The 15,615-nt window shown below is 29.6% G+C and carries 10 protein-coding genes; all 10 read left to right on the plus strand.

Going from position 1 to position 15,615, the window contains the following annotated elements:
• The first annotated feature begins 106 nt into the window (after positions 1-106).
• The 10 genes from MDIS_RS00310 to MDIS_RS00355 all read left to right on the plus strand — a co-directional run bounded on the left by MDIS_RS00310 (position 107) and on the right by MDIS_RS00355 (position 15,613).
• On the plus strand, positions 107-1,228 hold the full coding sequence (locus tag MDIS_RS00310; RefSeq protein ID WP_044635148.1) for a DnaJ C-terminal domain-containing protein: 1,122 nt from the start codon (positions 107-109) through the stop codon (positions 1,226-1,228).
• A gap of 55 nt (positions 1,229-1,283) precedes the next feature.
• Positions 1,284-1,967 carry a (d)CMP kinase gene (cmk, locus tag MDIS_RS00315; protein WP_044635149.1) on the plus strand — a complete coding sequence of 228 codons (684 nt, stop codon included), beginning with the start codon at positions 1,284-1,286 and terminating at the stop codon, positions 1,965-1,967.
• Positions 1,968-1,989: 22 nt separating this feature from the next.
• Positions 1,990-3,303 (plus strand): ribosome biogenesis GTPase Der, encoded by a 1,314-nt coding sequence (der, locus tag MDIS_RS00320; protein WP_044635728.1) that lies wholly within the window; start codon positions 1,990-1,992, stop codon positions 3,301-3,303.
• A gap of 36 nt (positions 3,304-3,339) precedes the next feature.
• Entirely contained in the window at positions 3,340-3,612 is a 273-nt protein-coding gene (locus MDIS_RS00325) for an HU family DNA-binding protein (RefSeq protein WP_044635150.1), read from the plus strand.
• Positions 3,613-3,623: 11 nt separating this feature from the next.
• Entirely contained in the window at positions 3,624-3,854 is a 231-nt protein-coding gene (locus MDIS_RS00330; protein ID WP_044635151.1) for a hypothetical protein, read from the plus strand.
• Positions 3,855-5,651, plus strand: a complete 1,797-nt coding sequence (lepA, locus tag MDIS_RS00335; protein WP_044635152.1) for a translation elongation factor 4 — start codon at positions 3,855-3,857, stop codon at positions 5,649-5,651.
• Between the two features lie 63 nt (positions 5,652-5,714).
• Entirely contained in the window at positions 5,715-6,692 is a 978-nt protein-coding gene (locus tag MDIS_RS00340) for an MSC_0882 family membrane protein (protein WP_044635153.1), read from the plus strand.
• Between the two features lie 272 nt (positions 6,693-6,964).
• Entirely contained in the window at positions 6,965-9,772 is a 2,808-nt protein-coding gene (locus MDIS_RS00345; RefSeq protein WP_408605785.1) for a P97 family adhesin, read from the plus strand.
• Positions 9,773-9,794: 22 nt separating this feature from the next.
• Positions 9,795-12,602, plus strand: a complete 2,808-nt coding sequence (locus MDIS_RS00350) for a P110/LppT family adhesin N-terminal domain (protein ID WP_044635155.1) — start codon at positions 9,795-9,797, stop codon at positions 12,600-12,602.
• 113 nt (positions 12,603-12,715) lie between these two features.
• Positions 12,716-15,613: a P97 family adhesin gene (locus MDIS_RS00355; RefSeq protein ID WP_044635156.1), complete on the plus strand. Its 2,898-nt coding sequence runs from the start codon at positions 12,716-12,718 to the stop codon at positions 15,611-15,613.
• The last annotated feature ends 2 nt before the right edge of the window (positions 15,614-15,615 follow it).

Raw genomic sequence — 15,615 nt, forward strand, 5'->3', positions numbered from 1 at the left:
TGAAGCGGAATTTTCACTCTCAAATTCCTTAAATTTTCCCAAAAATAAATTTTTTAAAAAATTGGGAAAATTTAGTTACTAAAAAAAGAAAAAAAGGTATAATTATATGGCAAAACAAGATTACTACAAAGTTTTGGGCATTGGGAAATCGGCATCTTTAAGTGAAATTAAAAAAGCTTACCGTAATTTAGTTAATATTTACCATCCTGACAAAAACACCAAAAAATCACCTGAAGAACAAAAGCAGGCTGAAGCAAAATTTAAAGAAATTCAAGAGGCATACGAGATTTTATCAGATGATTCAAAACGGAATCAGTACGATAAATACGGTCATGCCGCTTTTGATCAACAAATGGGCGGCGGCGGTGGTTTTTCAGGTTTCGATTTTTCGGATATTTTTTCTAGTTTTACATCAGGTTTTGGTTTTGGAAGTTCGCGTTCCGAAAGGTATAATCGACCTTTAAAAGGTGAAAATTTTCAAGCAAAAATCTACATCACCTTTATCGAATCGATTTTAGGTAAAGAAATAAGCCAAAAATTAACCAAATATTCCCAGTGCGATCACTGTAAAGGTTCGGGCGCAAATTCAGAAGCTGATATTAAAACTTGTCACAATTGCCATGGTTATGGAATGCAAACTGAAACAATAAGCATTCCTGGCCTTGGAAAAATCCAGAACAAATCTACTTGTTCAGTTTGTTCTGGGTCTGGAAAAACAGTTGCAAAAAGTTGCAAAAAGTGCCGTGGAAAAACGATAATTGAAACAAAAGAAGAAGTTACCATTAAAATTCCCGCTGGAATTCACGATGGAATGTTCATTCGTTTAGCTGGATTTGGTGGCGCTGGGCACAAAGGCGGACCATCTGGAGATTTGCATCTAGAGGTTAATGTTCGGGAACACAAACATTTTACAAGATCAGGAAATGACATCCACATTAAAATGCCAGTTTCAATTGTTGACATTATTAACGAAAATATTGTTGATGTTCCAAGTCCAACAGGAATGAAAAAACTGCAACTTTATAGTCATTATAAATCAGGGCAAATTGTAAATGTTTCGCGAGCAGGTTCGCCAGACCCTAAAAATCCAAGAGTTGTTGGCGATCTTCGAGTTCAATTAATGTTTTATATTCCTGAACTAAATCAGAAACAAAAAACTGAATTAAATCAAGTATTTGAACAAATTACTGACAAAACAAAGGCGAAATGGCTAAAAGAGTTTCAATAATTTTAAAAATACTTTATAATATTGTATAAAAGTTTTTTTTGGATATAAAGTTTAAATGCCTTTTAAAAAGATTAATATCGCAATCGATGGACCATCTGGAGTTGGTAAATCAAGCATTGCAAAGAAAATTGCCTTAAAATTCAATTATTTATTTATAAACACTGGTTCATTGTACCGTGCAATTGCCTTTTTTTGTCAAAAAAAGCAAATTAGTATACGAAACGAAAAGAAAATAATCGAAAATTTGCCGCGAAATTCTTTATCACTTGATTTAGACGGTAACGTTTGACTTGAAGGTCAAAATGTTTCTACTTTTTTACGAGATGATTCAATCTCAAAAAATGCTGCTGTGATTGCACAATTTCCTTTAATTCGCCAAATTATCACTGAAATTTTGCAAAATTTTCAAAAAAATCATAAAGGAATTGTGATGGAAGGCAGAGACACGACTTACAACGTTATGCCAAATGCCGATTTAAAAATTTTTTTATGAGCAGATGCGCAAACTAGAGCTGAAAGACGTTGTAAACAGAACGCTTTTTTGAATTTAGAAACCGATTTTCCAGAAATTTTAAAATCAATCGAGCACCGTGATTATTTAGATATGAACAGAAAAGTGAATCCACTTAAAAAAACAATTGATTCGCTTTTTCTTGATACAACAAATTTTAACGAAGACCAAATTGTTGAACAGATTGTAAAACTGGTTTTTCGTAAAATTGAACAAAATCAGCCTTAATTTAGAAAATAAAATTTATATTATGAAAAATTTAGTTGCACTTGTTGGAAAGTCAAACGTCGGAAAATCCACTCTTTTTAACCGAATTATTGGTAAAAAAATTTCAATAACCGACTCAACTCCAGGAGTAACGCGTGACCGAATTTATCAACATACAAGTTGAAATCACCGTGATTTTGTCCTAATTGACACTGGTGGAATCCAAATTGAAACACAGAATTTTCAAGATTTAATTAGAATCCAAGTGCAAATCGCAATTGAGGAAGCTCAAATTTTAATTTGAGTTCTCGATGGTACAAAATCAATTGATTCAGAAGACCATTTTGTACTGAATTTATTGCGAAAATCGCAAAAAAAGTTGATTTTAGTAGCGAATAAATTAGAAAATAGCAAAACTTTTGATATGAGTTTTTATGAGTTAGGTTTTGAAAAAATTTTCCCAATTTCAGCCTTACACGGGCACGGAATTGGCGATCTTTTAGATCATCTTGTGAATAATTTAACTGAAACTGAAGTTAAAAAGGAAAATTTTTTCAAATTAGCAATAATAGGACGTCCAAATGCTGGAAAATCTAGTCTTCTAAATCGACTTTTAGGAGAAAATCGTTCAATTATTTCTGATATTCCTGGCACAACAAGAGATTCGATTTCTGGTTTTTGAAAAGTTAATTCGGAAATTTTTGAGATAATTGACACTGCTGGAATTAGAAGAAAATCAAAATTAATCGAATCAATCGATTTTTACGCATTTTTACGCGCTTTTCGCTCACTTGATGAAGCAGATATCACCTTAATTTTGATCGATGCAACGCAAGATTTTCATCATTTTGACCTTCGAATTGGTGGATATGCTTGAGAAAGAAATAAGCCAATAATTTTAGCGATAAATAAGTGAGACTTAATTGAAAAAGCAACAAATACTCAAGTTGAGTATCTTAAAAAAATTAGACAAAAATTTAAATTTCTTGATTGAGCGCCCACTGTTTTCATTTCGGCAAAAACTGGGGAAAAAGTACACAAACTTTCCGAGGTTATTTTTCAAGTGAAAAATAACCTTAATAAAAAAATTTCCACAAGTGCACTGAACCAATTTCTAATGGAAATTCAAATGATTCAACCGCATCCAAATGTGAACGGAAGAAAGGTTTATTTTAACTTTGCAAGTCAAATTAATGCAAAAATTCCCAGTTTTGTATTTTTTGTAAGCGACAAAAATTTGGTCCATTTTTCTTATCAGCGTTATATTGAGAACCAAATGCGCAAATATTTTGATTTTTTTGGATGTCCAATCAAAATTATTTACAAAAATATTAATAAAAATGGTAAAATAAAGTAAAATTTAAGAAAATTAGATATGAACGGAGAAATAAAAATGAACAAAAAAGAACTAATCGAACAAATTGCTAACGAAACAAATTTACCACACAAAAATGTTGAATTAGTTTTAAATCAATTTTTTGGGATAACAGCTGAAGTTGTGAAAAAGCAAGGAAAGTTAGTTATTAATTCTTTTGGGACATTCCAGGGAGTTTTCAAACCTGCCTCATCTGCATTTAACCCACTTACAAAAACACAGATTACTGTCAATGCAAAAACAACAATGAAATTTAAACCTTCAAAAGTTCTAAAAGATTTTATTGCCTAAAAAGGTTTTAAATGTTCAAAAAAAAACAAAAAAAACCTAAATTTAAGTATAAAACTGCAAATCAAGTCGTTTATGGCAATGTTGTTTTGCAAAAACTCAAAGAAATCAAATATGGTAAAAGAGTCGCGCTAATTATTCTTTTGCTCGTAGTTGTTGTTGGTCTTATTTTAACTCTTGTTTTTCTTATTTTTTATTTTGCCGGTAGTGGAAACAATTTACAAGAAATAGTTAGTCGAAGTTAAATGGATAACAAAAAAATTCGTAATTTTGCCATTATCGCTCACATCGATCACGGTAAATCTACTTTAGCTGATAGAATTCTCGAATTTACAAACACAGTTTCAAAAAGAGATCTAAAAGAACAACATCTTGATTCGATGGATCTCGAAAAAGAACGCGGAATCACGATCAAACTTAATGCTGTGCAAATTCGCTACGATTCTTACATTTTTCACTTAATTGACACCCCCGGACACGTGGACTTCACATACGAGGTTTCGCGATCATTAGCCGCAACAGAAGGCGCGCTACTTTTAGTAGATGCAAGTCAAGGAATTCAAGCACAAACTTTAGCGAACGTTTATTTAGCGCTTGAAAACAATCTTGAAATTATCCCAATTATCAATAAAATTGATTTGCCTTCGGCAAACGTCGAAAAAGTTAAAGAGGAAATTGAAAACACAATTGGAATTTCAGCGCAAAATGCCATTTTAATTTCAGCAAAAAATGGAATCGGAATCCAAGATGTTTTAGATGCAATTGTCAAATTTATCCCGCCGCCGGAATATTCGGATGAAAAAGATCCTTTAAAAGCTTTGGTTTTTGACTCTTATTTCGATATTTATCGTGGGGTAATAATTTTTGTCCGTGTGGTTACAGGAAAAATTTGTGTTGGAAACACTTTCAAATTTATGGCAAATAATTTGAAATTTTCTGTAATCGAACTAGGAATTTCCAACCCAAATCAAGTCAAAAAAGATTGTCTCGTCGCTGGTGAAGTCGGTTGAGTTGCGGCTTCAATTCGCAACGCAAAAGATGTTGAAGTTGGTGATACAATAACTTTAGTTGAAAATCCTGCCGAAATTCCGCTTCCAGGTTATAAAAAAATGGTGCCAGTGATGTATACAGGATTTTATCCAGTCGACTCGCAGCAATATAACCTTTTAAAAGATTCGCTAGAGAAAATTTCCCTTTCTGATTCGTCAATAATTTACGAGCCCGAGTCATCAAAAGCGCTTGGTTTTGGGTTCCGAATCGGTTTTTTGGGACTTTTACATATGGAAATTTTGCAAGAAAGACTTGAAAGAGAGTTCAATCTTGCAATAATTGCAACTGCGCCATCTGTAGAATTCGAAATTACAAGAACAAACGGTGAAATTCAAAGAATTTCCAATCCAAGTTTGTTTCCCGAGCCTAATTTTATTAGTGAAATTAAAGAACCTTTTATTTTAGCGAAAATTTTTCTACCTGATGAATTTTTAGGATCGATAATGGGACTTTGTCAAGATCGACGTGGAATTTATGTCGATCTTGAATATATTGACGATTTTCGTCGCCGTTTGATTTACAAATTACCGTTAGTTGAAGTGATTTTTGACTTTTTTGATAAATTAAAGTCGCTTTCTAAAGGTTATGCTTCTTTTGAATACGAGATAATTGACTATCAAGTTTCTAAACTTGTAAAAATGGACATTTTGTTAAACGGACAAAAAATTGATGCTCTTTCAATGATAGTTCACAAAGATTTTGCTTATCCAAAAGCGCGTGATTTAACGCAAAAATTGAAAGAAATTATTCCTCGCCATTCATTTGAAGTGCCAGTTCAGGCCGTTATTGGTTCGAAAGTTATCGCTCGCGAAACAATTAAAGCTTATCGAAAAGATGTTACGGCAAAATTATATGGCGGCGATGTCACAAGGCGGAAAAAATTGTTAGAAAAACAAAAAGCTGGGAAAAAACGGATGAAATCTTTCGGGGTCGTCGATGTTCCTCAAGAAGCATTTTTAGCCATTTTGAAAACAAATATCAACGAAAAATAGTGTATAATTTCTAACTAGTAGAAAAACAGTTAGAAATTATTTTATTATTTTATTTTTGAAACTATGAAAAACAGACAAAATTTTGAAAACTCACGTTATCAACGACCACAAAATCGACCTAATTTTCCGAACTATTCTGAAAGAAATCAAAATTTTTCACGTCGTCGCCGTAATTTTCAAGAACAAAGTTATGAACCCGAAAATTATGCCGATGAAAACGATGAATATTATGAAGAAAAACCTTATTACCACCCAAAATACAAAAATTCACGTCAGTTTTATCAAGATCAATTAATTGAGCAAAACTACCAAGATTCAATGGAACAAAAGTGGATTCAGGAAGAAGCAAATGCTTTTATTTCGAAAGAAGTCCGTAAAATTTTTGGTTTAGAGTTAATTTTTTTACCTTTAAAAGCGTTTTTTTGACTTTCAGCTCTAATTGCAGTTGCAATTGTTTCTGTGCTTTGAAGTCAAGAACTAATTCCAAGTTGGACTTATCACAAAAAATATTTGCCTTTATTAATAATTCCAGCAATCGTTGGGGCAATTTTGCTCTTTTTATTCATAAAAACACTTTTAGACTATAAGGCAATAAAAAAATCAGTTGATTATTTCCGTTCACAACTTCGAAATAATGCAAATCGTCTAGAAATGCCGCCAATGATTCCGTGACTTGTTAAAAAAGTGAACCAAAAAGAGGTGAATGCAATTTGACTCAGCATATTTACTTTATTTTCCACAATAATGATGGGACTTAGTTATTGGATGTTATTAAAATATTTTCCTGAAAAAAACATCCAAAATTCTGCTGAATACATTAGTGCAATGTCAATAAACGGCGCTTTATTTATAATAATGTTAATTTATGACTTAAGTCTTCGCCGTCGTTTGTCAAATATTGAAGCAATTTTTGGTCATATTTATCATCGAAATGTTGACGTAGCTAAAATTCGTTTTCGCCGTCATTTGCTTTGAGCGTTTTTTACAGTAATTATTTTCCTAATTTTACGCAAAATTGGCAAAAGAAAAGGTTTAATTTAGGTTAATTTCTTTATTTTTACCTACTAATAAAAATAAATTTTTTAGTTTAGGATATATTAACTTATATGCTATAATTAAATTATCTAGTCTATATAATACATTCTAATTTTAGATTAGATTTTTTATTATTTTGAAAGGCTGTTTTGAGTTACTAGTATGAAGCAAAATTATTTAAATAACAACACAACAAAAAAAAAAAAAAAGTTAACCTATCGAGAAAGAACATCTTCGCTTTAGGTTTTGCTTTTTTTGCTGCAACAGCAATAATTGCAATTCCACTTGTAACTGTTGCGAATTTAAAAACCGCAAATCCATTGCTTCAAGTTCAAAATCAGGCAAAATTGATCTCTAATATTAATCTCAAAGATCAATATCAAACAGCAAATTCAAGTTATTTTGATGTAAAAAAACAACTTTTTAACGAAGATAATACTAAAAAAACTGGCGTTGATTTTAGCCAGTTTTTTGATTTTTACCAAAAAAGTAACGCTAATTTGCCGATTAATTTTGCAACCGATTATGACTGAAAGCGATTTAAACTTGATATTCTTGACTTAAAACCCTTAGATCAAGAACAATCTTTTGAAATTTACTACCGACTTTTGCAAGATTTACCAAATAATAAAGTTGCAACTTCAGATCTTTATAAGCAAAAAGTTGCTTATAGTTTTGTTCCTGATTATTCACTTTCCAATTTTGCAACTTTTTCTGAAGAAAAATTAAAGAAATTAAGACCTTATTCAAATCAGGAATTTCGCTTTTCAACTAAAAAAGAATTAACAAAACTAATTCCAATTGAGGATTTTGAAAACGCAGTTAATTCAGCCAAAAACGCTTCTGAGGCAAGAAAAGTTATTAATAAATACTTTAATTTAGAAGAAATTATTGGCGAAATTCTTAATAACGACAGCTTTTCATTTGTTGGTGATAATGGTCTTAAAAATTCTCGTTATCAAATCGAACTAACAAAAGACCAAATTTTGGGTCAGGACTACCTTGCAAAAACAGGACAACGCGGTGTCTATAAATTGACATTTTATGCATCTTTTACACCTAGTTTTGCAAAAGAAATTGGTGCTGATCTTACAAAAAATGCAAAATATCACTTTGGAATCGCGCTAGATTTAAACAATATTTTCCTTGATAAATCAATCACGGAAAATATTAAAATATCTCAATTTTCCGAAAATGACTATTTTTCAACTACAAATCAAAGTCAAAATTCAAGTAATTCAGTAAATGGTTGACATTTTTTAAATTACTATAACAACCAAATTTTTGCAACGGAAAAAGAAAGAGAAGAATTTTTAGGTTCACTAATTTCAAAAATTGTTAAAACACCAATTTTGTCAAAAGTGGAATTTGGAGAACAATTAGCTGGTCTTGATTATTCGCAAATTTCCAAATATTTAAAATTAGACGTGAAATTAGATCCTGATTTAACAAAATTAGCGATTGATAAAAACAAAATTGTTGCTAAAATTGCTGGAAAAATCCAAGTAAAAAATCAAAAAGACGAAGTTATTGCTGAAAAAGATTTTTCACAAAATGTTGAAAATCTTGAATTATTAGCAAAAAACGATGATAAATTTGCTGATGAAATCAAAAAAACCAAGTTTGAATTTGAACCAAAAGCAGAAAAGTGAATCACAGAACATCAAGGAATTCCAAGAGCAGAAATTTTAAGTTTAGTTCAGTCAAATAAATTTGATAAATTGAAAAAAGTGCTTGAAAACACACGTTATTATGGTTATCGATTTAACGAAGACCGTCTAAAGTTAATGGTTGATAATTACAAATTGCCAACTGCTGAAGAATTTGCTAAATCCACAATAATTCCTGAAAAAAAACCAGAAGGAATTGTAAGTATTTGAAATAGTTCGCTAAAAAACACACAAGAAATTAACCGTTTTTTTGCTACTTTAGCAAAAAAAGATGTTGAATTTGTTGCTAAATTTTGATTCGATCTTCTTAGTCAGTTCAATTTAATTGACAAGGAAAAAACTCCTTGACCTGAAGAGTATACAACAAAAGATTTATTTCAAAAATTAGGTAAAATCAACCTTGTTGATTCAGTAAAACCTGAAACTAACGGGCAAACTGCAAATCAAAACGAACCAAATTTCTGACTTTTTTCAATCAATAATGATTATTTAATTTCCAATGACTATTTGAAAAACAGTTTCTATCTCCATTCAAATTTTAAAAACACTTTGTCATTAATGAAAACTAACACCGAATTAAGTGCAAATTTTTTTGTTGACCAAATTCGCCAACTTTCTAAAACTATTCAACCAAAAGATTTTTCAGATAATTCAAAAGCTAAAAATAACAAAATTAAAGACTTAACATCTTTTTTAGTCGCATTTTATTCATTAGTTTATTCAAAAGATCAAGGACTTTTCACCGAATCTCTTGGTGAAAATTTTGGTTATAAAATTCAATTTGAACTAGATGAAACACCAGTTTTAGCAAATGTTGATGGGCTTGGAACACAAAAAAATCAATTAAAATTAAAATATTGATACAATATTGGGCCAATTGATAAAAATGGTGATTTAATTTCTGTTGTTCATGAAACTAAAAAAGAAACCCTCACTCTTCCAGTTAATGAAACAAATAAATTATTAACTGAAAGTGTTGAAAAATTAGATGAAATTGCTAAATCTTTTCCAACTTCAGACCAGTTTGTGTTTTTAACTAGAGAAGATTATACAAATATTTTAAAACAAATACAAGTTGCGGTTAACAAACATCCAGAAGGAACAAACGTTAACATTGACAACGAAATTAAAAAATTACCATTTAGTCTCTTTTTCAAATATAATTACGAAAATTATGGACTTTATGCAGTAAAAGAGAAAAAAATTACTGAAGAAACTGTGACTAAACCGCAGTCAACTCAACCTGAAGAAATCCCAGGAATTATCGAAAATTGACCTGCAGAACTTGGAAATCAAGATAGATACAGATTATCTTTGTATGTTTATAATAAACAAAATCCAAACGTTAGATCAACAGCACCAATTAGAGTTGTTATAATTGAAAGTCCACAGTCATTGCTTAACACAACAGTTTAGTTTAAAAGAGAGCGCGCAAATAATGAAAAAAATAAAATTTAGGCATATAATTTTCTCAATTATTGGAATTAGCGCGATTGCAAGTATTGGCGCAACAATTCCGTATGCACTTTCAGTGCAAACAGAAAATTTCAATTCACAATTAAAAATATTTACCAAAGATGCATCTAGTGCAAAAAGTTTAGCAAGCACAACTCAGTTTAATAGTGCTGAATTTGATAAATTAGTTACTCAAATAAAACCTAAAGAAAAATTTGCAAAGCGATTAAACGCTTATGATGCTCTAAATTTGCATTTTGACAATGTTTATAATTTTGACTTAAATGATGCAGTTGATTTTAGTGAATTAAGCAAAAAATACCCTGATTTATTGTTTAAATTGGTTTTACCAGAGAGCAAATCTGCTATTGAAATTAAGCAAAATGTGCTTAAAAACCTTGGAATTAACGTTTCAAATGCTACTAAATCGATAAATTATACCACAAAATTTGATTTAGATTTTTCAAAACAGGAAAAATCCTTTCAATTTTCTCCAGAAAATTTCTCTGCTTCAATTAGTCTTTCTAAACTAAAATTTTTAGAAGGTAAAACTGCAACTGAAACAGCAATTTTGTTTAATAAAAATTTTCAAAAAAACTTTAGTGAGACTAACAATGAAACAAAAGCTTTGTATAAAACTTTTTCACAATTTGGCGGAGTTTCTTTTAGTCTAAATTCAGACCCGCTTTTTGTTCTACCGTCTAATTTTGAAATAAGACCAGAAATACAAACTGAAAAATTATCTTTTAATTCAGTTAATGATGGGCAAAATGAAATTATTCTGAATTTAGTTTTACTTGAAAAATTAACTAAAAAAGAACATAAATTTCCACTTAAATTTCTTGATTTGCCAAAGGCAAGTCAAGAATACGGAGCTAAATTTTTGGAAATTTTTAAGAAAAACTACGAATTTAACAGTGTAATTTCAAAATATTTAGCAAAAAATAACTCTAATGTTGCGAAATTATTCGATAAAACTACAGAATTAAAAAATCTTAATTTGTCAGAATTTAGCGCCTGATTCAAAGCAAAATCAAATGCTGATGCTAATTTTTTAAATGAAATTAAGACATTAATTCCTAACTTTGAACCAAAAAACGTTACTTTTTCTGTTAAAAAAGCTGAAAAATCAGCTGAAAAGGACAATTTAGTTACTGTTGCTTTAAAAGTTGATGGAAACTTTAAGAATCAAGATCAACTTCCTGCTGGGCTGAAATTAGGTGAAAATAACGAATATAGTTACAATTTTGAGTTCAATTTTGATACAACAGAGTCAATTTATTCTGGTTATTTCAGAAATGCAATTGAAACTTTTGATACAAAAACGGCCGAAAATCTTGAAAATTTAAGTTTTGAAATTAAAAAAGACTTACCAGTTACAATTTTTGCATCAACAATTGACAATCGAATTAAACATCTTTTAAATAAGCCACTTGATTTGAAAAATATTACAAAAACAGCCGCATCGCTTTTCGATTTCCTTAATTTTTCCGCCAATCGCAAAGAAGTTTTAAGCCCAAAACAAGCCGAAGTTTCAACAACTTTATTCCAGGATACAGGAGAAAATGGGGCGAGTCAAAATTCAGAAAGTTCAACTTTATCAACTAATATTCCTAAACCTGCATCATCACAAGATGCGGGAAATTATTTAAAAACCCTTTTTGAAAATTTAGAAAAGGTAAAATTTCCACCAAATACTTCACTTTTTCTTTCAACATTTTTCAAAGATAAATACACTTTAAAATTAGAAATTAAAACCGATGGAATTACAAAAGAAGAATTAGAAATCGAAATTGATAAAGTTTCTAAAGATAATAACGCATATAAATCACTTGTAGATAGCGTAAAAATGCACTTATTTTTAGATTGAAGAACAAATGTTGAAACCAAAAGCGAGGGTGAAGGCAAAGGCCAAAAACAGGTTTTAACTTCGATAACAGCGGTTAATAATCCTAATTTGAAGTTTAACGTAAATAAAGAACCATCAGAAAAGTCTAAACAAAAAGTCTATCTTGACCCCGAAAATCAAGGAATTTATTTAGCTGAAGGTGGGATTTCTCTTGAAAACACACCTAAAGATAAAAAAGAAACTGAAAATCTTAAGTTAGAAAAGGGTAAAACACTTTTTTATGCATTCAAGCCAACAAAATTGTCGCGGATGATGGTAATTCAATATTTTTTACTTCAAGCTAATAATGACGGTAATAAGTTTAATTTAATTATTGAACCAGAATTAGGCATGGATCAATTTAATAAAATTGGCGCTGATTTCGAGGAGAAAAATAAACAACCTCAAAATAATTTTCTTAATTTTAACCATAAAAAAGCAGGATTTCAAAACACATTTAATGGAGAATATAAATTAGAACCTAAATTTAGTAATGGTCAAATTTCTCTCGAAGTTGATTTAAAAGTAAAAAATAATCTTAATGCTTTTCATGATTTTCTTAATGATGCGAATGCAACTATAATTTTAGCTGCTAATGTTGTTGAAAAAAATGGAAAATCAGTTTTGGAACTAAAATTTTATTCAAGCGAATACGAGAAAGGAAAAGTTCCGAGATTTATATGAGAACGAGAAATTCCTTCCGACATTCAATGAGATTTTTCAAAATCTTTAACATTTGGAACTACAAAATCTGATAATCAAAAAAAGATCGACGAAAACCAAAGATTAGTTCGTTCATTCACCGGAATAACTTTCAAAGGTTTTGCTCTATTTGAAAAACCAAAAACTGATCAAGAATATAATGATGTTTTTGAAAAATTCAGAAAACAATACATTGAATAATTACTTTTTCAAGTTTAAATAGTCTAACTGCTTTTTATGTTATAATTTTAAAAAACGCACCTTCATTTTAAGTGTGTTTTTTGTTTTTTTGGAGTTTATTTTAAATTATAGATATGAAGCAAAACTATAAAACTAGAACTAGAAAAAATCTTATCTTGACAAAGAAAAATATCTTTGCATTAGTTCTAACTTTTTTTGGTGCTACAGCAATAATTGCAATTCCACTTGTTACTGTTGCGAATTTAAAAACCGCAAATCCATTACTTCAAGTTCAAAATCAGGCAAAATTGATCTCTAATATTAGTCTCAAAGATCAATATCAAACAGCAAATTCGAGTTATTTTGATGTAAAAAAACAACTTTTTAACGAAGACAATACCAAAAAAACTGGCGTTGATTTTAGCCAGTTTTTTGATTTTTATCAAAGAAATAACGCTAATTTGCCGATCAATTTTGCAACTGATTATGACTGAAAGCGATTTAAACTTGATATTCTTGACTTAAAACCTTTAGATCAAGAACAATCTTTTGAAATTTACTACCGACTTTTGCAAGATTTGTCAAATAATAAAGTTGCGACTTCAGATCTTTACAAGCAAAAAGTTGCTTATAGTTTCGTTCCTGATTATTCACTTTCCAATTTTGCAACTTTTTCTGAAGAAAAATTAAAGAAATTAAGACCTTATTCAAATCAGGAATTTCGCTTTTCAACTAAAAAAGAATTAACAAAACTAATTCCAATTGAGGATTTTGAAAATAAGGTAAATGCAGCAAAAAACGCTGATGAAGCAAGAAATATCATTAACAAATATTTCAATTTAGAAGAAATTATTGGCGAAATTCTTAACGATGAAAGTTTTGCTTTCGTTGATGAAAGTGGTCTTCGAAAATCTCGCTATGAAATTAAACTAACAAAAGATCAGATTTTAGGTGAGAATTACCTTGCAAAAACTGGACAACGTGGTGTTTATAAATTAACGTTTTATGCAACTTTTACACCAAATTTTGCTAAAGAAATCGCTGCAGATTTTACTAAAAACGCAAAATATCATTTTGGAATCGCGCTAGATTTAAACAATATCTTCCTTGATAAATCAATTACCAAAAATATTAAAATATCTCAATTTTCCGAAAACGACTATTTTCCAACTACAAATTCAAGTCAAAATTCTGCTAATTCAGTTAACGGATGAGATTTTCTAAATTATTATAATAATCAAGTTTTTGCAACGGAAAAAGAAAGAGAAGATTTTTTAGGTTCACTAGTTTCAAAAATTGTTAAAACTCCAATTTTGTCAAAAGTGGAATTTGATGATAAATTATCCGGTCTGGATTATTCACAAATTTCCAAATATTTAAAATTAGACGTGAAATTAGACGCTGATTCAACAAAATTAGCGATTGACAAAAACAAAATTGTTGCTAAAATTGCTGGAAAAATCCAAGTAAAAAATCAAAAAGACGAAGTTATTGCTGAAAAAGATTTTTCACAAAATGTTGAAAACCTTGAATTATTAGCAAAAAACGATGATAAATTTGCTGATCAAATTAAAAAAACCAAGTTTGAATTTGAACCAAAAGCAGAAAAGTGAATTTCAAATCATAAAGGAATTCCAAAAGAAGAAATTTTAAGTTTACTTCAGTCAAATAAGTTTGATAAATTGAAAAAAGTGCTTGAAAACACACGTTATTATGGTTATCGATTCAACGAAGACCGTCTAAAATTAATGGTTGATAACTATAAATTGCCAACCGCTGAAGAATTTGCTAAATCCACAATAATTCCTGATAAAAAATCAGAAGGTATTGTAAGTATTTGGAACAGAACTCTAGAAAATAGTCAAGAAATTAACCGTTTTTTAGCAGTTTTAGCAAAAAAAGATATTGAGTTTGTTGCCAAATTTTGGTATGACTTCCTTAGTTATTTTAAATTAATTGACAAAGAAAAAACTCAATGGCCAGACGATATAAAATCTAATGATTTTTTCAAAAAATTAGCTGAAATTAAAATTGTTGACTCAGAAAAAACTGATGAAAGTCAAAAAAACAATCATGATTTCTGACTTTTTTCATTTAATAACGACTATTTAATAACAAATGAAAAACTTGAAAACAGTTTTTATGTTCATTCAAATCTTAAAAACACACTTTCTTTAATGAAAACTAACACCGAATTAGGTGCTAAATTTTTTGTTGACCAAATTAAGCAATTGGCTTCGACAATTAAAAAAGGCGACTTTTTAACTGAAAAAAAGAAAAATAAAATCACAAGTTTAACTGATTTTTTAGCTGCATTTTATTCGTTAGTTTATACAAAAGATCAAGGACTTTTTACAGAATCTTTAGGTGAAAATTTTAATTATAAAATTCAATTTGAACTTGAGAATACGCCAGTTTTAGCAAATGTTGATGCGCTTGGATCGCAAAAAAATCAATTAAAATTGAAATACTGATACAATATTGGCCCTGTTGATCAAAATGGTAATTTAATTTCAGTTGTTCACCAAACTGGAAAACAAACACTTGATCTTGCGCTTAATGATGAAAATAAATTATTATCTGAAAATGTTGAAAAATTAGATGAAATTGCAAAAGAATTTCCGACATCAGATCAGTTTGTTTTTTTGAAAAAATCTGATTATACTGATTTTTTAAATCAACTACAACTTGCGGCTACAAAACAATCTGAAAACAAACCTTTTAAAGTTGATAATGAAATAAAAAGATTGCCATTTAGTCGTTTTTTTGAATTTAATTACGAAAATTATGGGCTTTATGCTAAAAAGGACAAACCAAAAAATAGTCAAAAACCTGATGCACAAAAATCACAAGAAACAACTCAACCTACCGAAATCCCAGGAATAATTGAAAATTCTCCTGCAGAAATCGGAAATCAGGATAGGTATAATTTATTTTTATATGTTTATGACAAAAAACATCCAGAAATTATTTCGACAAGACCGATTAAAATTATTATAATCGAAAGTCCAGAATCACTATTTGCTTCATAAAA

The sequence above is a fragment of the Mesomycoplasma dispar genome, from assembly GCF_000941075.1.
GTDB lineage: Bacteria > Bacillota_I > Bacilli_A > Mycoplasmatales > Metamycoplasmataceae > Mesomycoplasma > Mesomycoplasma dispar.